At 61.6% G+C, this 23,288-nt stretch carries 19 protein-coding genes; 16 read left to right on the plus strand and 3 right to left on the minus strand.

Features of this window, described 5'->3' with window-relative positions; translation table 11 throughout:
* Positions 1–6: 6 nt before the first annotated feature.
* The 11 genes from mraY (at position 7) to lpxC (ending at position 12,805) form a co-directional block, all read left to right on the plus strand.
* The gene (mraY, locus tag HWX91_RS14560; RefSeq protein ID WP_028196495.1) at positions 7–1,176 is read left to right on the plus strand and encodes a phospho-N-acetylmuramoyl-pentapeptide-transferase; all 1,170 of its coding nucleotides are present in this window, start codon (positions 7–9) and stop codon (positions 1,174–1,176) included.
* A 23-nt stretch (positions 1,177–1,199) separates the two neighbouring features.
* Entirely contained in the window at positions 1,200–2,714 is a 1,515-nt protein-coding gene (gene murD, locus HWX91_RS14565) for a UDP-N-acetylmuramoyl-L-alanine--D-glutamate ligase (RefSeq protein ID WP_028196494.1), read from the plus strand.
* Positions 2,711–3,997 (plus strand): putative lipid II flippase FtsW, encoded by a 1,287-nt coding sequence (ftsW, locus tag HWX91_RS14570; protein WP_028196493.1) that lies wholly within the window; start codon positions 2,711–2,713, stop codon positions 3,995–3,997. Before murD ends, ftsW begins: the two co-directional genes overlap by 4 nt.
* Entirely contained in the window at positions 3,994–5,112 is a 1,119-nt protein-coding gene (murG, locus tag HWX91_RS14575) for an undecaprenyldiphospho-muramoylpentapeptide beta-N-acetylglucosaminyltransferase (RefSeq protein ID WP_028196492.1), read from the plus strand. Before ftsW ends, murG begins: the two co-directional genes overlap by 4 nt.
* Positions 5,109–6,512: a UDP-N-acetylmuramate--L-alanine ligase gene (gene murC / locus HWX91_RS14580; protein WP_028196491.1), complete on the plus strand. Its 1,404-nt coding sequence runs from the start codon at positions 5,109–5,111 to the stop codon at positions 6,510–6,512. Before murG ends, murC begins: the two co-directional genes overlap by 4 nt.
* Positions 6,513–6,517: 5 nt before the next feature.
* Positions 6,518–7,459 carry a D-alanine--D-alanine ligase gene (locus HWX91_RS14585; protein ID WP_028196490.1) on the plus strand — a complete coding sequence of 314 codons (942 nt, stop codon included), beginning with the start codon at positions 6,518–6,520 and terminating at the stop codon, positions 7,457–7,459.
* 35 nt (positions 7,460–7,494) lie between these two features.
* Positions 7,495–8,247 (plus strand): cell division protein FtsQ/DivIB, encoded by a 753-nt coding sequence (locus tag HWX91_RS14590; protein WP_028196489.1) that lies wholly within the window; start codon positions 7,495–7,497, stop codon positions 8,245–8,247.
* 27 nt (positions 8,248–8,274) lie between these two features.
* The gene (gene ftsA, locus HWX91_RS14595) at positions 8,275–9,507 is read left to right on the plus strand and encodes a cell division protein FtsA (protein ID WP_007180311.1); all 1,233 of its coding nucleotides are present in this window, start codon (positions 8,275–8,277) and stop codon (positions 9,505–9,507) included.
* A gap of 132 nt (positions 9,508–9,639) precedes the next feature.
* Positions 9,640–10,836: a cell division protein FtsZ gene (gene ftsZ, locus HWX91_RS14600; protein ID WP_028196488.1), complete on the plus strand. Its 1,197-nt coding sequence runs from the start codon at positions 9,640–9,642 to the stop codon at positions 10,834–10,836.
* Positions 10,837–11,093: 257 nt separating this feature from the next.
* On the plus strand, positions 11,094–11,597 hold the full coding sequence (locus HWX91_RS14605; RefSeq protein ID WP_028196487.1) for a peroxiredoxin: 504 nt from the start codon (positions 11,094–11,096) through the stop codon (positions 11,595–11,597).
* A 290-nt stretch (positions 11,598–11,887) separates the two neighbouring features.
* The gene (gene lpxC / locus HWX91_RS14610) at positions 11,888–12,805 is read left to right on the plus strand and encodes a UDP-3-O-acyl-N-acetylglucosamine deacetylase (protein ID WP_028196486.1); all 918 of its coding nucleotides are present in this window, start codon (positions 11,888–11,890) and stop codon (positions 12,803–12,805) included.
* An 80-nt stretch (positions 12,806–12,885) separates the two neighbouring features.
* Here the strand turns inward: lpxC and HWX91_RS14615 are convergent, their stop codons facing one another.
* A complete protein-coding gene (locus tag HWX91_RS14615; RefSeq protein WP_028196485.1) occupies positions 12,886–13,371 on the minus strand; it encodes a DciA family protein in 486 nt (161 codons plus the stop codon).
* Between the two features lie 1,215 nt (positions 13,372–14,586).
* Here HWX91_RS14615 and ltrA point away from each other — a divergent pair.
* From ltrA to HWX91_RS14640, 5 genes are all read left to right on the plus strand, one after another.
* Positions 14,587–16,287: a group II intron reverse transcriptase/maturase gene (gene ltrA, locus HWX91_RS14620; protein ID WP_028196484.1), complete on the plus strand. Its 1,701-nt coding sequence runs from the start codon at positions 14,587–14,589 to the stop codon at positions 16,285–16,287.
* A 200-nt stretch (positions 16,288–16,487) separates the two neighbouring features.
* Positions 16,488–19,298 (plus strand): preprotein translocase subunit SecA, encoded by a 2,811-nt coding sequence (secA, locus tag HWX91_RS14625; RefSeq protein WP_025496625.1) that lies wholly within the window; start codon positions 16,488–16,490, stop codon positions 19,296–19,298.
* A gap of 151 nt (positions 19,299–19,449) precedes the next feature.
* Positions 19,450–20,691: a bifunctional glutamate N-acetyltransferase/amino-acid acetyltransferase ArgJ gene (argJ, locus tag HWX91_RS14630; protein ID WP_025496624.1), complete on the plus strand. Its 1,242-nt coding sequence runs from the start codon at positions 19,450–19,452 to the stop codon at positions 20,689–20,691.
* Positions 20,692–20,733: 42 nt separating this feature from the next.
* Entirely contained in the window at positions 20,734–21,603 is an 870-nt protein-coding gene (locus tag HWX91_RS14635; RefSeq protein ID WP_028196483.1) for an ATP-binding protein, read from the plus strand.
* Positions 21,600–22,022, plus strand: coding sequence for an NUDIX domain-containing protein (locus tag HWX91_RS14640; protein WP_028196482.1), 423 nt, complete (start codon positions 21,600–21,602; stop codon positions 22,020–22,022). The genes HWX91_RS14635 and HWX91_RS14640 overlap by 4 nt, the downstream gene beginning before the upstream one ends.
* An 81-nt stretch (positions 22,023–22,103) precedes the next feature.
* On the opposite strand, the gene yacG is transcribed toward HWX91_RS14640, so the two are convergent.
* Together yacG and zapD are read right to left on the minus strand one after the other, a co-directional pair.
* Positions 22,104–22,301 (minus strand): DNA gyrase inhibitor YacG, encoded by a 198-nt coding sequence (gene yacG, locus HWX91_RS14645; protein WP_028196481.1) that lies wholly within the window; start codon positions 22,299–22,301, stop codon positions 22,104–22,106.
* Between the two features lie 102 nt (positions 22,302–22,403).
* Entirely contained in the window at positions 22,404–23,159 is a 756-nt protein-coding gene (gene zapD, locus HWX91_RS14650; protein ID WP_028196480.1) for a cell division protein ZapD, read from the minus strand.
* Between the last annotated feature and the right edge of the window lie 129 nt (positions 23,160–23,288).

Here is a 23,288-nt window from a genome sequence, read left to right on the forward strand (position 1 = left end):
CGAAGCATGCTACTGGCGCTGGCGCAATGGCTGCAGAATGACGCAAGCTTCTTGCGCGTGTTCAGTTATCTGACATTCCGTGCGGTGATGGCCACCATCACCGCGCTGCTGATCGGGCTCGTCTGCGGCCCGGCGGTGATCCGCAAGCTGACCGCGATGAAGGTCGGCCAGGCCGTCCGTAAAGACGGCCCGCAAACCCACCTCGTCAAATCCGGTACGCCGACCATGGGTGGCGTACTGATTCTGCTGGGTATCGCGGTGTCGACGTTGCTGTGGGCCGATCTGACCAATCGCTTCATCTGGATCGTGATGTTGGTCACGTTCGGCTTCGGCGTGATCGGCTGGGTCGACGATTACCGCAAGGTGGTCTACAAGGACCCGCGCGGGATGTCGTCGCGCGAAAAGTATTTCTGGCAGTCGGTGATCGGACTGTTCGCGGCGGTGTATCTCGCCTTCAGCGTGTCTGAAGCGAGCAACGTGCGCGTGTTCGACCTGTTCATGGCGTGGGTGCGCAGCGGTCTGTCGATGGGCTTGCCGGCGCGTGCCGACCTGATGCTGCCGTTCGTCAAATCGATCAGCTATCCGCTCGGCGTATGGGGCTTCATTGTGCTGACGTATCTGGTGATCGTCGGCGCGAGCAATGCGGTGAACCTCACGGACGGTCTCGACGGTCTCGTGATCATGCCGGTCGTGCTGGTCGGCGCGTCGCTCGGTGTGTTCGCCTATGTGATGGGTAGCTCGGTTTATTCGAAATACCTGCTGTTTCCGCACATCGCCGGCGCGGGCGAATTGCTGATCTTCTGTTCGGCAATGGGCGGGGCAGGGCTCGCGTTTCTTTGGTTCAACACGCACCCGGCGCAGATGTTCATGGGCGACGTCGGTGCTCTCGCCCTGGGTGGCGCGCTCGGCACGGTCGCGGTGATCGTGCGTCAGGAAATCGTGCTCTTCATCATGGGCGGCATTTTCGTAGCGGAAACGCTCTCCGTGATGTTGCAGGTGACGTGGTTCAAATTTACCAAACGCCGCTTCGGCGAAGGGCGGCGCCTCTTCAAGATGGCGCCGCTGCATCACCATTTTGAATTGTCGGGCTGGAAAGAAACGCAGGTGGTCGTGCGTTTCTGGATCATCACGTTGATGCTGTGTCTGTTCGGTTTGTCCACGCTCAAGTTGCGTTAAGTCGTATTCAGGGGAAGCAGGCGATGTTTGGCGAGAAGTTTCGGGATCGGCAAAAGCCGATGGTGCTCGTGCTGGGACTCGGTGAATCCGGTCTCGCGATGGCGCGCTGGTGCGCGCGGCACGGCTGTCGGCTGCGTGTGGCCGATACGCGTGAGGTACCGCCGAACCTGTCCGCGCTGGAAGCGCACAGCGTCGACGCCGAATTCGTCGGCGGCCCGTTCTCGCTGTCATTGCTCGAAGGCGTCGAACTTGTGGCGATCAGCCCGGGTTTGTCGCCGCTCGCCGCCGATTTGCTGCCGCTGATCTCGGCCGCGCGCGAGCAGGACATCCCCGTGTGGGGCGAACTCGAATTCTTCGCGCAAGCGCTGAAGACGCTCGGCGAAAGCGGTTACGCGCCGAAGGTGATTGCGATCACCGGTACGAACGGCAAGACCACGACGACGAGCCTCACCGGCCTGCTGTGCGAGCGCGCCGGCAAGAAGGTGGCGGTGGCGGGCAACATCAGCCCGGCTGCACTGGACAAACTCAGCGAAGCAATCGACAACACGGCGCTGCCCGACGTATGGGTGCTGGAACTGTCGAGCTTCCAGCTGGAAACCGCGCACACCTTTTCTCCGGACGCAGCCGTCGTGCTGAACATCACGCAGGATCACCTGGATTGGCACGGCGGCCTCGACGCGTACGCCGCCGCGAAGGGGCGCATTTTCGGACCGCAAACCGTGCGTGTGCTGAACCGCGACGACTCGCGCGTGATGGCGCAGGCGCCTGCGGCCGACTCCGACGCAGCGATGATCACTTTCGGCGTCACCGAACCGAAAAACGACGGTGACTACGGTCTGTTGCGCGAGAACGGCATGATCTGGCTGGTCGAAGCGCACGATCTCGACGCCAGCGACGAACCCGCGCCGACGCGCCGTCGCAAGAACGAAGTGGCGGCACCCAAGAATATCGCGCTCAAACGCCTGATGCCGGCCGACGCGCTGCGCATCCGCGGCTTGCACAACGCGGCCAACGCGTTGGCCGCGTATGGCCTCGCGCGCGCGATCGGTCTGCCCGGCGCGCCGCTCCTGCACGGCCTGCGCGAATACCGCGGCGAGCCGCATCGCGTGGAATTGATCGCGTCGATCGAAGGTATCGATTATGTCGACGACAGCAAAGGCACCAACGTTGGCGCGACAGTTGCCGCGCTCGATGGTCTCGCGCAACGCGCTGTGCTGATCGCCGGCGGCGACGGCAAGGGTCAGGATTTTGAACCGCTGGCAGCACCGGTAATGCGTTGGTGCCGCGCCGTGATGCTGATCGGCCGAGACGCACCGCAGATTCGCGCCGCGCTGGAAGACACCGGCATTGCAATGACCGACCACGCGACGCTCGAAGAAGCGACGCGGGCCGCCACCGCATTGGCGCAGCCCGGCGACGCCGTGCTGCTGTCGCCGGCTTGCGCGAGCTTCGACATGTTCAAGGGTTACGCACATCGCGCGGCGGTGTTCCGCAGCACGGTGGAAGACATCGCGGCTGAACGGGGGACGATGATATGAGCTGGTCGGAACGATTCGGTTCGCGCCTCGCCGGCTCCCGTGCCGGCAATGGCAGTGGCGATGCCGCGACCACGGGCCGCAGCGCGGGTCGTGCTAGTGGCAGCGGTCTTTCGAGCGCGGTGAACGGCGTGCGTCCGCTGCGCTCGCGGATGCTCGACTACGATCATTCGTTGCTGTGGGTGGTGGTCGCGTTGCTCGGGCTGGGTGTCGTCATGGTGTACTCGGCGTCGATCGCCATGCCTGACTCGCCGAAGTACGCGTCGTACCGCGACTACGCATTTCTCGTGCGCCAGATCATTTTCGTGGTGATGGGTTCGGTGATCGGCGTCGTGGCGTTCCGCGTTCCGATCTCGACGTGGGACAAGTACGCACCGAAGCTCTTCCTGATTTCGCTGGCGGCGCTGGTGATCGTGCTGATCCCGCACGTCGGCAAGGGCGTGAACGGTGCGCGCCGATGGATTCCGCTCGGCATCACGAATATGCAGCCGTCGGAAATCATGAAGCTGGCCGTAACGATTTACGCGGCGAACTACACGGTGCGCAAGCAGGAATATATGCACAGCTTCGCCAAGGGCTTTCTGCCGATGGCGGTGGCAGTGGGTCTGGTCGGCGCGTTGCTGCTGCTCGAGCCGGACATGGGCGCATTCATGGTGATCGCCGCGATCGCGATGGGCGTGCTGTTCCTCGGCGGCGTGAACGGCAAGCTGTTCGGCGGCCTGGTGGCCACCGCGGTCGGTACGTTCACGTTGCTGGTGTGGGCCTCGCCATGGCGGCGTGAGCGGATCTTCGCCTACCTCGATCCGTGGGACGACCGTTACGCGCAGGGCAAGGCTTATCAATTGACGCACTCGCTGATCGCGTTTGGGCGCGGCGAATGGTTTGGCGTGGGCCTGGGCGGCAGCGTCGAGAAACTCAACTATCTGCCGGAAGCGCATACCGACTTCATTCTCGCGGTGATCGGCGAGGAACTCGGTTTTGTCGGCGTGCTGGTCGTGATCCTGATGTTTTACTGGATCGTGCGCCGCTCGTTCGAGATCGGCCGTCAGGCACTCGCACTCGACCGCACCTTTGCCGGGCTGGTCGCGAAGGGCATCGGCATCTGGTTCGGCGCGCAGACTTTCATCAACATGGGCGTGAACCTCGGCCTGCTGCCGACGAAAGGTTTGACGTTGCCGCTCGTCAGTTACGGCGGTTCGGGCATCTTGCTGAATTGCGTGGCGGTCGCGGTGCTGATGCGCGTGGACTACGAGAACCGGGTGCTCATGCGTGGAGGGAAAGTATGACCCCCATGCAGCAACGCACGTTGATGGTGATGGCCGGTGGCACCGGGGGACACGTGTTCCCGGGGCTCGCGGTCGCGCACCTGATGCAGGCGTGGGGCTGGAAGGTCGTATGGCTCGGCAATCCCGCGGGCATGGAAGCCACGCTCGTGCCGAAACACGGCATTCCGATGGAATACGTGCGCTTCGGCGGATTGCGCGGCAAGGGGCTGAAGACCAAGCTGATGCTGCCGCTGAATCTGCTGCGCGCCTGCTCGCAAAGCCTGAGTGTGTTGCGTCGCGTGAAGCCCGACGTGGTGCTCGGCATGGGTGGTTACATTACGTTCCCGGCGGGTTTGATGACCGCGTTGAGCGGCCGTCCGCTGGTACTGCATGAACAGAATTCGATTGCGGGCCTCGCTAACAAGGTGCTCGCGAAAGTCGCCAAACGGGTACTGGTTGCATTCCCGAATGCACTGCCGCATGGCGAATGGACCGGAAACCCGATTCGTGCGGAACTTGCGCGCGCGATTGCACCCAAAGCACGCTACGCAGCACGCAGCGGTCCGCTGAATGTGCTGGTGGTGGGTGGCAGCCTGGGCGCGGCGGCGTTGAACGAAGTGGTGCCGCGCGCGGTTGCGCTGCTGGCGCCGAATGAACGCCCGCGCATCGTGCATCAGGCGGGCGCGAAGCACATTGAAGCGCTGCGTGAGCACTACGCGGCGGCGGGTCTGCAAGCGGGCGCGGATGTAGAACTCGTGCCTTTCATCGACGACATGACGAGCGCGTACGCAAACGCGGATCTGGTGATCTGCCGGTCGGGCGCGATGACGGTGTCGGAGATTGCGGCGGTCGGGGTGGCGGCGTTTTTCGTGCCGTTCCCGTTTGCAGTAGACGATCACCAAACCACTAATGCAGCGTTCCTCGCCGACAACGGCGCGGCGCTGGTCGTGCAGCAACGCGATCTGTCGGCGCAGAAACTCGCCGACTGGTTGCGCAGCCAGACGCGAGAGACGCTCGCGGAAATGGCGGAGCGTTCGCGCTCGCTCGCGAAACCCGACGCCACGGAACAGGTCGCGAAGATTTGCGCGACTGTGGCGGGTTCGATTTCGGGCGCGAGCCCAGAAGGAAAGCAATGAAACACATCGTCAAACATATTCACTTTGTCGGCATCGGCGGTGTCGGCATGAGCGGCATCGCGGAGGTGCTGGTCAACCTCGGCTATCAGGTGAGCGGCTCGGACCTGTCGAGTAACGCGATCACCGATCGACTCGCCGCGCTCGGCGCGCGTATTGCGATTGGTCACGCGGCCGAGAACATTGAAGGCGCGAACGCCGTGGTCGTTTCCACCGCGGTGCGCAGCGACAACCCGGAAGTGCTGGCCGCGCGTCATCGCCGCATTCCGATCGTGCCGCGCGCCGTGATGCTCGCGGAACTGATGCGTCTGAAGCAGGGCATCGCGATTGCCGGCACGCACGGCAAGACCACGACCACTTCGCTGGTGGCGAGCGTGCTGGCGGCGGGCGGTCTCGATCCGACGTTCGTGATCGGCGGACGCCTGATCAGCGCGGGCGCGAATGCGCGTCTGGGAACGGGCGACTTCATCGTCGCCGAAGCGGACGAGTCGGACGCGTCGTTCCTGAATCTGTTCCCGGTGATCGAAGTCATCACGAATATCGACGCCGATCACATGGACACCTACGGGCACGACTTCGCGCGCCTGAAGCAGGCGTTCATCGAGTTCACGCACCGTTTGCCGTTCTATGGGATCGCGGTGCTGTGCGTCGACGATCCGAATGTGAAGGAAATTCTGCCGTTCGTGTCGAAGCCGATCATCCGCTATGGCTTCGCGCCGGACGCACAGGTGCGCGCGGTCAACGTCGAAGCGCGTGGCGGCAAGATGCACTTCACCGCAATGCGTGAGGACGCGGCGCCGCTCGACATCGTGCTGAATCTGCCGGGCGAGCACAACGTGCAGAACGCGTTGGCCGCGATCGCGATTGCGACTGAACTTGAAGTGAAAGATGCCGATATCCAGCGAGCACTCGCGGATTTCAACGGCGTGGGCCGCCGCTTCCAGCGTTACGGCGAAGTGCCGGTCGTGTCGGAAGGCAAAGCAGCCGGCACGTACACGCTGGTTGACGATTACGGTCATCACCCGGTGGAAATGGCGGCGACGGTCGCGGCGGCGCGTGGCGCGTTTCCGGGGCGGCGTCTGGTGCTGGCGTTCCAGCCGCACCGCTTCACGCGCACGCGCGATTGCTTCGAAGATTTTGTGAAGGTGCTGTCGACCGTCGACGCGCTGGTGCTGACCGAAGTCTATTCGGCCGGTGAAGCGCCGATCGTCGCCGCGGATGGCCGCGCGCTGGCGCGCGCATTGCGCGTGACGGGCAAGGTCGAGCCGGTGTTTGTCGATACGGTGGATGAAGTGCCGGACGCGCTCTCAGCAGTGGTGCGCGACGGCGATGTGGTGATCACGATGGGTGCGGGTTCGATCGGCGGTGTGCCGGGTCGCCTCGCGCAAGAAACGAAGGTATGAGTGAAATGAGCAGCATCGACCCTAAACAATTCGGCAAAGTGGCAGTCCTGCTTGGCGGGGATTCCGCCGAGCGCGAGGTGTCGCTCAATTCGGGCCGCCTCGTGCTGCAAGGTCTGCGCGACGCCGGCATCGACGCGCATCCGTTCGACCCGGCCGAGCGTCCGCTCGCCGCGTTGAAGGAAGAAGGCTTCGTGCGTGCGTTCAACGCGCTGCATGGCGGTTACGGCGAGAACGGCCAGATTCAGGGCGCACTGGATTTTTACGGCATTCGTTATACCGGTAGCGGTGTGCTTGGGTCGGCGCTCGGTCTGGACAAGTTCCGCACCAAGCTCGTGTGGCAGCAACTCGGCATTCCGACGCCGCCCTTCGAGGCTGTGCTGCGCGGCGACGACTACGAAGCACGCGCGAAAGATATCGTCGCTAAGCTCGGCTTGCCGCTGTTCGTGAAGCCGGCTAGCGAAGGCTCGAGCGTCGCGGTGATCAAGGTGAAAAGCGCCGACGCATTGCCGGCGGCGCTGCTCGAAGCGGTCAAGTACGACAGGATCGTCGTGGTGGAAAAGAGCATCGAAGGCGGCGGCGAATACACGGCGTGCATCGCGGGAGATCTGGACCTGCCGGTGATCCGTATCGTGCCGGCCGGCGAGTTCTACGACTATCACGCGAAGTACATCGCCAACGACACGCAGTATCTGATTCCTTGCGGTCTGGCGGCGGACGAAGAAGCGCGCCTCAAAGTGCTGGCGCGCCGCGCGTTCGACGTGCTCGGCTGTACCGATTGGGGCCGCGCCGATTTCATGCTCGACGCCGCCGGCAACCCGTATTTCCTTGAAGTGAACACGGCGCCTGGCATGACCGATCACTCGTTGCCGCCGAAAGCGGCGCGCGCGGTGGGCATCAGCTATCAGGACCTGGTGGTCGGCGTGTTGGCGCTGACGCTTAAGGACTAACTAAGGACTGACCGGGGCGACCCGAAAGCAACACCATGTGGAACAACGTTCGCCAGCTCAATCTCGCCGCCAACGCATTGCATGCGGTGCTGGTGCTCGTGCTGCTGGCGGCTGGCGGTTACTGGCTGATTCAGCGTCCGAATTTCGCGCTGCGCGAAATCCAGATCGACGGCGACACCGAGCATATCAATTCGCCGACGGTGCGCGCCGGAGTGGTAGGCCGCCTGAAGGGCAACTTTTTTACGGTGGATCTCGACGTCGCGCGGCAGGCGTTCGAGCAGATGCCCTGGGTGCGTCATGCGAGCGTACGGCGGGTCTGGCCCAACGCGCTGGCTGTCACGCTCGAAGAGTACAAACCCCTTGGTACGTGGGGTAGCGATCAGTTGGTAAGCGTGGATGGCGAGCTGTTCACCGCGAACCAGGGCGAGCTCGAAGAAGAGCTGCCCGCGTTCGATGGCCCGGACGGTACGGCAAAAGAGGTCGTCGCGCGTTATAGCGATTTCAAGAAGTGGTTTGCGCCGTTGGGCGCAACGCCGGAGGAAGTCACGCTGTCGCCGCGTTATGCGTGGACGGTGAAGCTGTCGAACGGAATGCAGGTGGAGCTTGGGCGCGAACGCAATCAGGACACGCTGCTCGATCGGAGCCGCCGCCTGACCGCGGCGTGGAATGCGGTGACGCAACGTTGGGGAAAGGATATCGAGTATGCAGACTTGCGCTATCCGAACGGTTTCGCGATTCGTGCCGCTGGCATGCGCTTTATCAGCGAACCCGACAAGGGCAAGAAGTAAACGGACATCACACGCAATGAGCACGCTATGAGTAAAGACTATAAAGATCTGCTGGTCGCCCTCGACATCGGGACGTCGAAGGTAGTGGCTATCGTCGCCGAGTTGAAGGGCGAGGGCCACTACGAGGTGATCGGCCTCGGCCAGAGCGAATCGAAGGGGCTCAAGAAGGGCGTGGTGGTGAACATCGAAGCCACCGTGCAGTCCATCCAGCGCGCGCTCGAGGAAGCCGAGCTGATGGCCGACTGCAAGATCACGAACGTCTTTACCGGGATCGCCGGCAGCCATATCCGCAGCTTCAATTCGAGCGGCATGGTGGCGATCAAGGAGAAGGAAGTCACGCAGACGGACGTCGCGCGCGTGATCGAGACGGCTAAGGCGATCAACATCCCGACCGATCAGCAGGTGCTGCATATCCTCACGCAGGAATTCATCATCGACGGTCAGGAAGATGTGCGCGAGCCGATCGGCATGAGCGGCATCCGCCTGGAAGTGAAGGTGCATATCGTCACCGGCGCGGTGAGCGCGGCGCAGAACATTGTGAAGTGTGTGCGCCGCTGCGGGCTCGAAGTGAACGATCTGATCCTGCAGCCGCTCGCTTCTTCGCTGGCGGTGCTGACGGAAGACGAAAAGGAACTCGGCGTGGTGCTGGTCGATATCGGCGGCGGCACGACGGACATCGCGATTTTCAGCGAAGGCGCGATTCGTCACACGGCGGTGATTCCGATCGCCGGCGACCAGATCACGAGCGACATCGCGATGGCCTTGCGTACGCCGACGCCGGACGCGGAAGACATCAAGGTCGACTACGGCATTGCGAAGCAGGCTCTGGCCGATCCGGACGAGATGATCGAAGTGCCGGGTCTCGGCGAGCGCGGTCCGCGCACGCTGTCGCGCCAGGCACTGGCAGCGGTGGTCGAGCCGCGGGTCGAAGAACTGTTTTCACTCGTGCAGCAGGTGGTGCGCGAGTCCGGTTACGAAGAACTGCTGAGCTCCGGCGTGGTGCTGACCGGCGGCGCGTCGATGATGCTCGGCATGGTCGAACTCGGCGAGGACATTTTCCTGAAGCCGGTGCGCATCGGCGTGCCGGAGTACGCGGGCGGTCTTGCGGATGTCGTGCGTAACCCGCGTTATTCGACGGCGATGGGGCTGCTCGTCGAAGGGCGCTCGCAACGGATGCGCGGCCGCAAGGTCGCGGTGCAGTCGGGGTCGATGGGTCAGGTCTTCACGCGAATGAAAGACTGGTTCCTCGGCAACTTCTAAAAGAATTCGTTTTTGAACGGTTTTACGTAAATACGCGCTGGTGCCGGCGGCCGGCGCGCGACAGGAGGTTGCCCGATCTCCTGCCGAATAACGGCCGAAGTGGCTGCAATTTTTTATCTTGACGGAGGCAACATGGAATTCCAGATGCTGGAAACCGAAACGAACGGCACCATCATCAAGGTGATCGGAGTAGGTGGCGCTGGCGGCAATGCCGTTCAGCACATGATCAACAAAGGCGTGCAAGGCGTCGACTTCATCGTGATGAACACGGACGCGCAGGCTCTGTCGCGTTCGCGCGCTTCCGCGGTGATCCAGCTCGGCAACACGGGTCTGGGCGCTGGCGCCAAGCCGGAAATGGGCCGCGCCGCAGCAGAGGAAGCACGTGAGCGCATCGCCGACGCACTGCGCGGCGCGCACATGGTGTTCATCACCGCCGGCATGGGTGGTGGCACGGGCACGGGCGCTGCACCGGTGGTCGCGCAGATCGCCAAGGAAATGGGTATCTTGACTGTTGGTGTAGTCAGCAAGCCGTTCGAATTCGAAGGCGGCAAGCGCATGCGTGTGGCAGAAGCTGGTTCGCAGCAACTGGAGGATCACGTCGACTCGCTGATCGTCGTTCTGAACGACAAGCTGTTCGAGGTGATGGGCGATGACGCCGAGATGGACAAGTGCTTCCAGTGCGCAGACGACGTTCTGAACAACGCAGTTGCCGGCATCGCGGAAATCATCAACGTCGACGGTCTGGTGAACGTCGACTTCGAAGACGTGAAGACGGTGATGGGCGAGCAGGGCAAGGCGATGATGGGCACGGCGACGGTTGCCGGCGTCGATCGCGCGCGTCTGGCTGCCGAGCAGGCTGTGGCCAGCCCGCTGCTGGAAGGGGTGGATCTGTCCGGCGCGCGCGGCGTGCTGGTCAACATCACGTCGAGCCGTTCGCTGCGTCTGTCGGAAACGCGCGAAGTGATGAACACCATCAAGAGCTATGCTGCAGAAGACGCAACCGTGATCTTCGGTGCGGTGTACGACGATGCAATGGGCGACGCGCTGCGCGTGACGGTCGTGGCAACGGGTCTGGGCCGCGCGGCGAAGAAGCAGCAATCGGCACCGATGACGCTGCTGCGCACCGGCACCGACAACCAGCCGATCGGCACGCACGCGGCTTACGCACCGCAAACGTCGCACGCAAGCACGGCCGATTACGGCGCGCTGGATACGCCGGCTGTATGGCGCACCTCGCGCGATACGGCGGCTTCGCACGTGCAGGCGCTGCAGGAAAAGGGCGTCGACACGTACGACATTCCGGCATTCCTGCGCAAGCAGGCGGACTGAGCGCACGAGCAGGCTTTCGTTGTCGCGCTGCGGCTTGTAGAAGTGCAGCGCTGGCGGACGAATGCACGAGCGTGGCGGGTGAACGGCGAAAAAGCCGCGTATCGTCTGATTCGCGGCAAGGACAAGTGCCCTCTTCGGATTCGCGAAGCGGATTGGGCAACTGTCGCCGGGCGGCGGAGCCTGTTTTGGGCGAACGCTGAAATCACTGCGACACGACGACGTGCGAGTTTGCTTCGCATCGATGCAAGGGACTGAGCATGATTCAGATAGGTGAAAAGCTGCCCGACGCGACGCTCTTCGAGTTTGTCGAAGATGCGCGCGCGGGTTGCACGCTGGGGCCTAACAGCTTCGACGTGCGCGAGCAGACGGCGGGTAAGCGCGTGGTGATCTTCGGGTTGCCGGGTGCCTTCACGCCGACCTGTTCGGCCAAACATGTACCGGGTTACGTTGAGCATGCCGAGCAGTTGCGCGCTCTTGGCGTCGACGAGATCTGGTGCGTGTCCGTCAACGACGCGTTCGTAATGGGCGCGTGGGGACGCGATCAGCACGCCTCGGGCAAGGTGCGCATGATGGCGGATGGCAGTGCGCTTTTCACGCGAGCACTCGGTCTTGAGCAGGATTTGTCGGCGCGCGGCATGGGAATTCGTTCCCAGCGCTACGCAATGGTTGTCGACGACGGCGTGGTCAAGACGTTGAACGTCGAGGCTGCCGGCAAATTCGAAGTCAGCGATGCAGAGAGTATTCTCGCCACGTTGAGCTAGTTGCGATTGCGTTCGAAGCCACTGCCCCGGGTCCGCGCGCTTACTGCGTTGTATCAGGGCAACGGCGTATAAGACGCTTTTGTGACAGGCCGTTACGCGGGCCGATGACCGGAAACGCCTCCGTTCCGGACATCGGCCCGTCACGCTTTCCCTGACGGGCGCCCAAGGGGTAATGCAGAGAAACAGATTGATACGTTCCGTGAAACGACGACCCTAAGGGTATTGGAGTATACTTCGCGCTATGGAATAAAAAGTCCCGATTGGGATTTTCAATCGAATAGAAGATCACCATGTTGAAGCAGCGCACTATCAAATCAATCGTCAAGACAGTCGGCATCGGCCTGCACTCCGGCCGCAAGGTCGACCTGACGCTCCGCCCGGCGGCGCCGGATACTGGCATCGTGTTTTCGCGCGTGGATTTGCCCACGCCGGTGGATATCCCTGCGTCGGCAATGGCAATTGGCGATACGCGTCTGGCTTCGGTGTTGCAGAAAGACGGCGCGCGCGTGTCGACCGTCGAGCATTTGATGTCCGCATGCGCGGGCCTCGGCATCGATAATCTTTATGTCGACGTGACCGCCGAAGAAATTCCGATCATGGACGGCAGTGCGGGTTCGTTCGTGTTTCTGATTCAGTCGGCGGGTATTGAAGAACAGAACGCGGCGAAGAAATTCATCAAGGTCACCAAGCCAATCGAAATTCGCGACGGCGATAAATTCGCGCGTCTCGATCCGTATTTCGGTTTCAAGCTCAAATTCACCATCGATTTCCGTCACCCGGCTGTGGATAAAACCGGCCAGGCGCTGGAAGTGGATTTTGCCAATACGTCGTATGTGCGGGAAATTGCCCGCGCGCGCACGTTCGGCTTTGCGCATGAAGTGGAAATGATGCGCGAACTCGGTTTGGCGCGTGGCGGCAGCATGGATAACGCCATCGTGCTGGACGAATACCGCATTCTGAATAACGACGGGCTGCGTTACGACGACGAATTCGTGAAGCACAAGATGCTCGACGCGATCGGCGATCTGTACGTGATCGGCCATCCGTTGCTGGCTTCGTACACCGCGTACAAGTCGGGCCACGGCCTGAACAACGCGCTGCTGCGCGAGTTGTTGGCGCATGAGGATTCGTACGAGATCGTCACGTTCGAGGACACGCAGAAGGCGCCGCGCGGCTTTGCGTACGAAACGCAGACGGCGTTCGCGTAATTTGCTTAGCCGCTTCGGATGAAATTTCCGAAGCGAATGGATGAAAAATAAGCGGCCCCTGTGGGCCGCTTATTTTTTGTTCAGCGATTTCGCCGATGCCGCGCTGCCATTTTTGCCAAGGCTTCCTGCAACGGCGAGGGTGCGAGCGATTCGGAAAGCGCGTGCAGCGCGTCGGCGCCGACTGGCGTCATGCGCGCCTGCTTGACCGGCGGCGGCTCCTTCAGAGGCTGTGGCCGCACGCGAATCCGCAGTGCATTGACCGGCCAGCCGCGCTGCTGCAGATCCGACAGCAAGCGCGGCTCGATCTGGCGCAGGCGGGCGGCCAACGCGTTGTGCCCGGCAAACAGGGCCAGTACGCCTTCCTTGATGAAGCTTGGTTCCACGCTGGTTGCCAGATAATCCGGCAGCAACTCGCGCAAATCCTTTTCCAGCGCCGCAATCTGCTCGACGCCCGCGCGCAGGGCCGCAAACGCGTCAGTGCGTTTCAGCACTTCGGCGACGGGCTGCGGGCGGCGCGCCTTGAACTGCTGGGGCGGCGGCCTTGAAAAGGACGGAAAACGGCTCATGTTTGACAGTGACGGCGTGTTTGCACCCGATGTGCACTTACGCCGCGATTGTACCGTGCGGGATGCACGCGGATCTGCCTCAATGCGGCCTGTCGGAGGTCGCTGCGGCGGGTTTTTGCGGCTCGCCGTCGTCGCGCCGCTGACACAGGCGCGGGCGGGGGCGCGTGCTAAAATGCCCGATTCGGTGCGACACGCACGCTCGTGTCCGACTGCTCCACGTTACGGAGCATCGACTAGAGGGTTATTGAGGCAACTCACCATGCCCTCCGTAGGCGGCCCCCTTGTGGGCCGCACTTTAAGAAGCAGATGCAACCTCTGGGAAGCATCCTTGTAGTGAAATTGGAAACCGGAGCAATCAGCCGGGAACCTTGTTGCATGGGCCTGATTACCGTCAGGTCCCGCCCAGTCAGCGGCTTCACCTCCGCCGACAGGGCGGGGTGATGTTTGCAATTCCCTCGCCTTCAGGCAAGGGTTTCGCTAAACGATACGAGCGAAAAGCTCGGTGTGTCATTGTTCGACCTCGTTTGCTGGACGGCGAGGGTAGTGAACCTGCTGTACGACCAGCAGTAGCCTAGGAAGACATGCGTCACTGGCAACGGCGGCGTATGAAGCTCTTCTGACAATGTAGCCCCCGGAGGTTTCGGGCAGATTGGTTCCGCGAGGAGCGGTCTGGATACTCCTAGCAGCGAGGGGGTAAGGCGCTAGGCTGGCTGATAGGGTTAACGGAAGTGAACTGCTGATAAACCTCGTTAGCATTGTGTGCCAAAGCTGCTGATAGGCACTAACCAAAAGGTATGCGGTTGGATAGCCCGCTCGAATCTCGGGTTACGTCGTTCGTGATACCGCCGGGGAATAGGCAGAACCTAAGTCAGTCGTGTGACATGCCGGGAACGTGGTAAGCCTGTATGGTTGCCAGCGCAGTAAGGCTGGCAGGCGAACCGCAAGGGACGCTGTTGATTGTGCAGGTATGGGAGGACGGAAAAAGCGAAAGCCGGGCTGTAATGGTTCGGATAGGGGTTGGAACATCACCCCACGCGAAAGCGGGCAGACTTCCGTCTGGTCTACCGTCGCAAGACGGCTGACTACCCTCTGTAACTTGGTCAGATGCAGGTGCATGCGCCTGCATTGAGTTTTGTTGTTCCCCAGCGGGGTGTATCTACCCCGCTGGGGGAGATGCGCCTTCTGTCTGGGGACTTTTCCAGGTAGGAGAGCAGCATGAAAGTATCTGGTCGAAAGACCGGATCTGCGCTTTCCCGCGCGCCGGACAACTGGTACGCCGTAGATTGGCGACGGGTTGAGCGGAACGTGAGAGGGATGCAGATTCGAATTGCGAAGGCGACGCGGGAAGGTGACTGGCGTAGGGTGAAAGCCCTGCAACGGATGCTAACTCGCACGTTGTCTGCGAAGCTGTATGCGGTACGACGTGTTACGCAAAACCAGGGTGCGCGAACGGCTGGAGTCGATCGCGAGCTATGGGATTCGCCTGACAGCCGGTGGGAAGCCATCGGCGGGTTGAAGCGGCGCGGATACAAGCCTCTGCCATTACGGAGAGTCTTTATCCCCAAGGCCAATGGGAAGGAGCGCCCTCTGGGCATTCCGACCATGCGGGACAGGGCGATGCAAGCTCTGCATCTGCTGGCTTTGGAGCCAGTATCGGAATCGACGAGTGACCTGAATTCCTACGGGTTCAGGCTAAATCGTTCGACAGCTGATGCGATGGCCCAAATCCGCGTTTGTATGTCCCAAGAGGCTTCTGCCAAATGGGTCCTCGAAGCGGATATCAAGGGATGCTTTGACCACATCAGTCATGACTGGTTGGAAAACAATGTCCTGATGGACAGAGTAATCCTCCGGAAATGGTTGAAGGCTGGCCTGATTTATAAGGGGCAGCTACAGGCGACTGAGGCCGGTACGCCGCAGGGAGGCATCATCTCCCCAACGTTGGCAAACGTAACGCTAAATGGGCTGGAGCGAGAACTGGAAGTGCACCTCGGTGCAAAACTAGGGATCATGAAAGCTCGAAGGCTCAAAGTGAATGTGGTGCGGTACGCGGACGACTTTGTAATCACCGGCGACTCGCGTGAGTTGCTGGAGTGCGAGGTCCGACCTTGGGTAGAGGCATTCCTTGCGGTTCGGGGGCTGCAGTTATCGGAGGAGAAGACGCGGATCACTCACATTGACGACGGCTTCGATTTCCTTGGGTGGAATTTCCGAAAATACTCGGGAAAGATGCTCATCAAACCGAGCAAGAAGAACGCGAAAGCGTTCTACAGCAAGGTGGCGGAAACGATTCGCAGCAACAAGACGGTGAAGCAGGAGGAGATGATCCGACTGCTAAATCCAATGTTGCGCGGATGGGCGCAGTATCACCATCCGGTTACGGCCAAAAAGGCGTACACCCACATGGAGCATCTGGTGTTCCGGAGGCTCTGGTGGTGGTCCAAGCGGCGACATCCGCGAAAGAGCAGCAGTTGGGTGCGACAGAAGTACTTCCACTCAATCGACGCTCGACAGTGGGTGTTTGCGGTCCGGACGGTTCGAGATGATGGCAGTTGGGGCCTGATGGAGTTGTACCAACTCAGCGGTACGGCGATCAGGAGACACAAGAAGATCCAAGGAGAATTCAATCCCTTTGATCCGAAGTGGGAGCAATATGGCGAGCAACTGCGGCAGACGCGTCTGTGGGATTCGATGCGCTACCGGAAACAGTGGGCAAAGCTGTACATGTCGCAGAGCGGGCTGTGTGCGCACTGCGGCTGTGCCTTGACGGACGAAACAGGCTGGCACGACCATCATCTGGAATATCGGATGCATGGCGGGTCAGACAAGTTGTCCAACCGGGTCTTGCTTCACCCGCACTGTCACCAGCAGGTACACGTTGGTAAACTTGTAGTAACTAAGCCGGTTCTGTCGTAGACAGAACTTTGTTTGTAGATTTGAGCCGTATGCGGGGAAACTCGCACGTACGGTTCTCGGGGGGCCCGATCTTCGTAAGAAGGTCGGGCTACCCGACAATTCACTCTTGGACTAAGCCGCCGAGGCCCTTCCGACCCCGGAGCGCACGTGCCTCACCGCACGCGCGAACCAGCCGAAGCCGCGACGCAGACACCGATCCGATGACCACCGGTTTTCTACAGAAGATTTTTGGCAGCCGCAACCAGCGGCTAGTCAAGCAATATCAAAAGACCGTCGCGGCGATCAATGCGCTCGAGCCGCAGATCGAGCAATTGACGGACGACCAACTGCGCGCCAAAACGGGTGAATTCCGCCAGCGTGTCGCGAGTGGCGAGTCGCTCGACAAGCTCCTGCCGGAAGCCTTCGCAGTGTGTCGCGAGGCGAGCAAGCGGGTGCTCAAGATGCGCCACTTCGACGTGCAGCTGATCGGCGGCATGGTCCTGCACTACGGCAAGATCGGCGAAATGCGCACCGGCGAAGGCAAGACGCTCGTCGCCACGCTGCCGGTCTACCTGAATGCACTGTCCGGCCGCGGCGTGCACGTCGTCACGGTGAACGACTACCTGGCCCAGCGCGACGCCGAATGGATGGCGCGTCTGTACAACTTCCTCGGTCTGTCGGTCGGCATCAATTTGTCGCAGATGGACCACGCCGCCAAGCAGGAAGCGTACGCCGCCGACATCACGTACGGTACCAACAACGAATTCGGCTTCGACTACCTGCGCGACAACATGGTCTACGAGACCGAAGCGCGCGTGCAACGAGCGCTGAATTTCGCAGTGGTCGACGAGGTCGACTCGATCCTGATCGACGAAGCCCGTACGCCGCTGATCATCTCCGGCCAGGCCGAAGATCACACTGAACTCTATGTGCGCATGAATGCGCTGCCGCCGCTGCTCGAACGCCAGATCGGCGAAGAGAAGGCGGACGGCACCGGCGTCGAAAAGCCGGGCGACTACACGCTGGACGAGAAAGGCCGCCAGGTGTTCCTGACGGAATCGGGCCACGAAAAGGCCGAGCGCCTGCTCGCCGAATGGGGCCTGATCGGCGAGGGCGAAAGCCTGTACGCGCCGCAGAACATTACGCTGATGCACCACGTGTATGCCGCACTGCGCGCGCACACGCTGTTCTTCAAGGACCAGCACTACGTCGTGCAGAACGGCGAAGTCGTGATCGTCGATGAATTCACCGGCCGCTTGATGTCGGGCCGCCGCTGGTCGGATGGCTTGCACCAGGCGGTTGAGGCGAAGGAACACGTCAAGATCCAGAGCGAGAACCAGACGCTCGCGTCGATCACGTTCCAGAACTATTTCCGTATGTACGCGAAGCTGTCCGGCATGACCGGTACCGCGGACACCGAAGCATACGAATTCAACGAGATTTACGGTCTCGAAACGGTCGTGATCCCGACCAACCGTCCGCCGAAGCGGATCGACAAGCAGGATCAGATCTACAAGACCGCCAAGGAGCGCTATGACGCGGTGATCCGCGACATCCGCGATTGCTACGAACGCGGTCAACCGGTGCTGGTCGGTACGACGTCGATTGAAAACTCGGAACTGCTTTCGCATCTGCTGAAGCAGGCCGGTTTGCCGCACGAAGTGCTGAACGCCAAGCAGCACGCGCGCGAAGCGGAGATCGTCGCCGAAGCGGGCCGTCCGAAGCGTGTCACGATCGCCACCAACATGGCCGGTCGTGGTACCGACATCGTGCTCGGCGGCAACGCCGAAAAGCAGGCGTCGTTCATCGAACAGGATGAAACGCTTTCTGATGTAGAGAAGCAGACGCGCATCCAGAAGCTGCACGACGAATGGCAGGCGCTGCACGATCAGGTGAAGGCCGCGGGCGGTCTGCACATCATCGGCACCGAGCGTCACGAATCACGCCGGATCGACAATCAGTTGCGCGGCCGTGCCGGCCGTCAGGGCGACCCGGGTTCGTCGCGCTTCTATCTGTCGCTGGAAGATCCGCTGCTGCGTATTTTCGCGGGCGATCGCGTGCGCGCGATCATGGATCGCCTGAAGATGCCGGAAGGCGAGGCGATCGAGGCGGGCATCGTGTCGCGTTCGATCGAATCGGCGCAGCGCAAAGTTGAAGCGCGCAACTTCGACGTTCGCAAGCAATTGCTTGAATACGACGATGTGTCGAACGATCAGCGCAAGGTGATCTATCAGCAGCGCAATGAATTGCTCGAGGCGAACGACATCACCGAGACCATTGGCGCCATGCGTCATGGCGTGATCGCCGATATCGTTCACCAGTTCGTGCCGGCCGGCAGCATCGAAGAGCAGTGGGAAGTGCCCGAGCTGGAAGAAGTGCTGCGCAACGAATGGCAGCTCGACCTCGCGATCCAGGAAATGATCAACGAGTCGAACTCGATCAGCGCGGACGAGATTCTCGAAGCCGTCGAAGCCGCTGCGGACGAAGCGTATGAATCGAAGGTCGAACAGGTCGGCCGCGAATCGTTCAGCGCGTTCGAACGTTCGATCATGCTGCAAACGCTGGACCGTAGCTGGCGCGAGCATCTGGCTGCGCTCGATCACCTGCGCCAGGGCATCCATCTGCGCGGTTATGCGCAGAAGAATCCGAAGCAGGAATACAAGCGCGAGGCGTTCGAACTGTTCGCCGCGATGCTCGACGCCGTGAAGCTCGAAGTCACCCGGGTGGTGATGAACGTGCAGATCCAGTCGCCGGAACAGCTGGAGCAGGCCGCCGAGCAGTACGAAGAGCAGGGTAGCCACCTCGAAAACGTCGAATTCCGCCACGCCGAATTTGCCGAGGCAGCAGCGGCAGCGCCTGCCGCAGCGGAGGCGGCTACCGCCGCGATGATCGGCGACGCGATGAGCCACGGCTCGTCTCACGCCGTCGCGTCGGACGTGAGCGCGGATAGCGTGCCGAAGGTGGGCCGCAACGACCCGTGCCCGTGCGGCAGCGGCAAGAAGTACAAGCAGTGTCACGGTCGGATCGCATAATGGCGGAAGCGGCGCGCTTTAAGCGCGCCGCTTCGTTTTACCCAGTGCTTTGCTGGTGATTTCGCGGTGGTTCGGCAACGCGCTCGAACCATCAGTTTCCGTTTCCATCGATGCCGGCGCTTGCCGGCATTTTCTTCGACAGGTCGCGACCATGGCTGTCAATTTCCCTTCGATCGATCCCGCTCAACTCCACCCCGTCGCCGGCGTCACGCTGGGCTGGGCAGAGGCGAATATCCGCAAACCGAACCGCAAGGACGTGCTGGTCATCTCCGTGGGCGATGGCGCGACAGTAGGCGGCGTGTTCACGCAGAATCGCTTTTGTGCCGCGCCCGTCACCGTGTGCCGTGAGAATCTGGAGCGTGTACGGCAGGGCGGCAAGCCGATTCGCGCGCTGGTGATCAACACCGGCAACGCGAACGCAGGCACGGGCGAACCCGGCCTCGTCGCTGCACGCGAAACCTGCGCCGAACTCGCGCGTCTCGCGGACATCGCGCCGGAGCAGGTTTTGCCGTTTTCGACGGGCGTGATTCTGGAACCACTGCCGGTCGATCGTCTGAAGGCGGGGCTGCCCGCTGCGCTGGCAAACCGCCAGGAAGCCAACTGGTACGACGCCGCCCAGGCGATCATGACCACGGACACGCTGCCGAAAGCCGTCTCGCGCCAGGTCACGGTCGAGGGGCACACGGTCACGCTCACCGGCATCAGCAAGGGCGCCGGCATGATCAAGCCGAACATGGCGACCATGCTCGGTTTCCTCGCGTTCGACGCTGCTGTCGCGCAACCGGTGCTCGACGCATTGGTCAAGCACGTGGCGGACCGCTCGTTCAACTGCATTACGATCGACGGCGATACATCGACCAACGATTCTTTCATCCTGATCGCTTCGGGCAAATCGAGCCTGCCGGCGATCACGTCCACCGATTCGCCCGCTTATGCAGCGCTGCGCGACGCGGTGACCGAAGTCGCCCAGACCCTTGCGCAACTGATCGTGCGCGACGGCGAAGGTGCGACCAAATTCATGACCGTGCATGTGGAAGGCGGCTCGAGCGCCGGCGAATGCCGCCAGATCGCTTATGCGATCGGGCATTCGCCGCTCGTGAAGACGGCTTTCTATGCATCGGATCCGAATCTCGGCCGCATTCTCGCGGCCATCGGCTATGCCGGCGTGGACGATCTCGACGTCGGCAAGATCGATCTGTATCTGGACGACGTGCTGGTCGCCACTGCCGGCGGCCGCAATCCGGCCTACCGCGAGGAAGATGGCCAGCGCGTCATGAAGAAGAGCGAGATCGGCATTCGCGTCGTACTCGGCCGCGGCAATGCGCAAGCCACGATCTGGACTTGCGATCTGTCGCACGACTACGTGAGCATCAACGCCGACTATCGTTCGTAACCAGGTTCATTACGCGGCGTTTTGGCCGCTTATCTCCCAGCCATGGACAAACTCGAACAGTTTCTGACCCGGGCCGAAGCCGTGCTCGTTCGCCTTGAAGCGATGCTTCCGCCTGCCCAACCCGAGATCGACTGGTCGGCGGCGGTCGCCTTTCGCTGGCGCAAACGCCAGGGGCGCGGCTATTTGCAGCCGGTTCCGGCCATCTCGTCGATCACGCTCGACGATCTGCAAAACATCGATCGCCAGAAGGGGTTGATCGAGCAGAACACGCGTCAGTTCGTACACAAGCAGCCGGCTAACAACGTGCTGCTGACCGGTGCGCGCGGCACGGGCAAGTCGTCGCTGATCAAAGCTTGCCTGAACGCCTATGCAAAGGACGGGCTGCGCCTGATCGAAGTGGACAAAGACGATTTGCACGATCTGGGCGATATCGTCGATCTGATCGCGCAACGACCGGAGCGCTTCGTGGTGTTCTGCGACGACCTGTCGTTCGAAGACGGCGAGTCGGGCTACAAGGCGTTGAAGGTCGCGCTCGACGGCTCGATCGCCGCGCAGTCGGACAACGTGCTGATCTACGCAACGTCGAACCGCCGCCATCTGTTGCCCGAGTACATGAGCGACAACGAGACGTACAAGCACACGTCCGACGGCGAGATTCATCCGGGCGAACTGGTCGAAGAAAAGATCTCGCTGTCCGAGCGCTTCGGCTTGTGGGTTAGCTTCTATCCGTTCAAGCAGGACGACTATCTGTCGATCATCGGTCACTGGCTGCGCCATTTTGGCTGCGACGACGCGGAAGTCGAGGCGGCGCGCGGCGATGCGCTGGTTTGGGCGCTGGAGCGCGGGTCCCGCTCGGGGCGCGTCGCGTGGCAATTCGCGCGCGACTGGTCTGGCCGGAAGACCCCGGCATGAGCGACGCGCAGAAGAACGCGGCTGGCCGCCCGGTGACCGAGGTGGCCGTGGGCGTGCTGGTTCAGTCCGATGGACACTATCTGCTGGCGCAGCGGCCGGCCGGCAAGCCGTACGAAGGCTATTGGGAGTTTCCGGGTGGCAAGCTGGAGCCGGGCGAATCGGTCGAGGCCGCGCTAGCCCGTGAGTTGCACGAGGAACTAGGGATCGACGTCAAGGTGAGTCATCTTTGGCGCACGCTCGAGCACGACTACCCGCATGCCTATGTGCGACTGTTTTTTTGCAAAGTGACGGAGTGGACCGGCGCGCCGCACGGCCGCGAAGGCCAGGCATTTGTCTGGCAGACACTGCCGGCGACAGTTTCACCGTTGTTGCCGGCGGCGATTCCCGTACTGGAATGGCTCGCGGCTGAAAAGAACTAGGAAGATGGCGCGCGGCTGCCGGCGGCGCTGCGTGAGCAGCGTCGCCCGGGAGAGAGCGGCATTGCTGCGCGCCTACACTGCTTAATGCGGGTTGTAGTCTCCACCAGGTGATTCATCTGACGGCGTTTCTTCATCCGTGCCGCCTATCCTGTACTTCTCAGCGGCCCAGGCGCCGAGATCGATCTGCTTGCAGCGGTCGGAGCAGAATGGGCGGAAGCGGTTTTCAGGGGTCCAGCGGACGTCCTTTCCGCAAGTGGGGCATTTGACGACGGTAGGCATACGGTCAGGCGGGCGATCGGAAGCGGAACAAGTAACGAATATAGGGGCATTTTTCGCCGCTTTAAAGGCGTAGCCCCACGGTTCGGTTCTAAAGGGCGGATCTTACAGGCTGCACAGCGTAAGCTGGAAGGGCACGTCGACATCTACCGCGCGCGGACGCAAATCGCCGTCCTGCACCGTGAAGCGTACCCAAAGCATGTACTTGTTAGCACTGGCCTCAGGAATCACCCGCAATTCAGGTGCCACCCGTACTTGCATCAGCTGGTATGAACGGCCCGACAGCATCTGCTGATAGCTGCCCTGCATCGCCATGACCTTGGACGCCTGACCGGATTCGCGCGCGAGACGCAGAACGATGGTTGCCGCATCGCGCAAGGGCAACAACGGCGTGACCCATTTGGCGATGTCCTGCCGACGCTGATCGGGATGAATCTGCTGCCACGCGTAGTACGAAGGCAAATCGAACTTGCAGGTACCACCCGGAATGATCGCGCGGCTGCGGATGCTGGCGAGCCACTCGTTGTCTGCCAGATGCTGGCCGGTTTTGCCTTGCATCTGTGAAAGCCCCGTCAACGTCTGCTCGATCTCTCCCAGCACTGCCTCCAGCGCGTTCTGCTCGATGCCCGGATTGCCCCGGAACGGCGCCAGGGTTTGCCGCTGGCGCTCAAGTTCCTTCATCAGATCTGACTTCAGATCCGCGCGACCTGCCACCTCTGAGATTTCGAACAACGTTGTCAGTGCGACGTGGTGTTCCCGGGCGTCTTCCTGAGTCAGAAAGAAGGTGAAGCGCTCGAACAGATCTTCGAGGCGCAATAGCGTCCGGATTCGCTCGTTGAAGGGATACTCGTAAAGGATCAAGCGGGCTCGCCTCGGGCGTGGTCGGTGACAGGAATGCAGAACATTCTAATGCCGTGAGACTACCCTAGCAATCACGCACTTTTTCAGCGCGCTTTCGCAATTTTTTTCACGTGTTTCGAGTGGTTTTCG

Source organism: Paraburkholderia fungorum (genome assembly GCF_902833645.1).
Taxonomy (GTDB): Bacteria; Pseudomonadota; Gammaproteobacteria; order Burkholderiales; family Burkholderiaceae; genus Paraburkholderia; species Paraburkholderia fungorum.

Bases quoted from the DNA above. Each gene is read 5' to 3' on its own strand.
- murC (WP_028196491.1), top strand. From the start codon at position 5,109: ATGAAACACATCGTCAAACATATTCACTTTGTCGGCATCGGCGGTGTC.
- HWX91_RS14585 (WP_028196490.1), top strand. From the start codon at position 6,518: ATGAGCAGCATCGACCCTAAACAATTCGGCAAAGTGGCAGTCCTGCTT.
- ltrA (WP_028196484.1), top strand. From the start codon at position 14,587: ATGAAAGTATCTGGTCGAAAGACCGGATCTGCGCTTTCCCGCGCGCCG.
- HWX91_RS14635 (WP_028196483.1), top strand. From the start codon at position 20,734: ATGGACAAACTCGAACAGTTTCTGACCCGGGCCGAAGCCGTGCTCGTT.
- HWX91_RS14615 (WP_028196485.1), bottom strand. From the start codon at position 13,371: ATGAGCCGTTTTCCGTCCTTTTCAAGGCCGCCGCCCCAGCAGTTCAAG.
- ftsA (WP_007180311.1), top strand. From the start codon at position 8,275: ATGAGTAAAGACTATAAAGATCTGCTGGTCGCCCTCGACATCGGGACG.
- HWX91_RS14605 (WP_028196487.1), top strand. From the start codon at position 11,094: ATGATTCAGATAGGTGAAAAGCTGCCCGACGCGACGCTCTTCGAGTTT.
- HWX91_RS14640 (WP_028196482.1), top strand. From the start codon at position 21,600: ATGAGCGACGCGCAGAAGAACGCGGCTGGCCGCCCGGTGACCGAGGTG.
- HWX91_RS14590 (WP_028196489.1), top strand. From the start codon at position 7,495: ATGTGGAACAACGTTCGCCAGCTCAATCTCGCCGCCAACGCATTGCAT.
- lpxC (WP_028196486.1), top strand. From the start codon at position 11,888: ATGTTGAAGCAGCGCACTATCAAATCAATCGTCAAGACAGTCGGCATC.
- murD (WP_028196494.1), top strand. From the start codon at position 1,200: ATGTTTGGCGAGAAGTTTCGGGATCGGCAAAAGCCGATGGTGCTCGTG.
- ftsZ (WP_028196488.1), top strand. From the start codon at position 9,640: ATGGAATTCCAGATGCTGGAAACCGAAACGAACGGCACCATCATCAAG.
- argJ (WP_025496624.1), top strand. From the start codon at position 19,450: ATGGCTGTCAATTTCCCTTCGATCGATCCCGCTCAACTCCACCCCGTC.
- murG (WP_028196492.1), top strand. From the start codon at position 3,994: ATGACCCCCATGCAGCAACGCACGTTGATGGTGATGGCCGGTGGCACC.
- yacG (WP_028196481.1), bottom strand. From the start codon at position 22,301: ATGCCTACCGTCGTCAAATGCCCCACTTGCGGAAAGGACGTCCGCTGG.
- secA (WP_025496625.1), top strand. From the start codon at position 16,488: ATGACCACCGGTTTTCTACAGAAGATTTTTGGCAGCCGCAACCAGCGG.
- ftsW (WP_028196493.1), top strand. From the start codon at position 2,711: ATGAGCTGGTCGGAACGATTCGGTTCGCGCCTCGCCGGCTCCCGTGCC.
- mraY (WP_028196495.1), top strand. From the start codon at position 7: ATGCTACTGGCGCTGGCGCAATGGCTGCAGAATGACGCAAGCTTCTTG.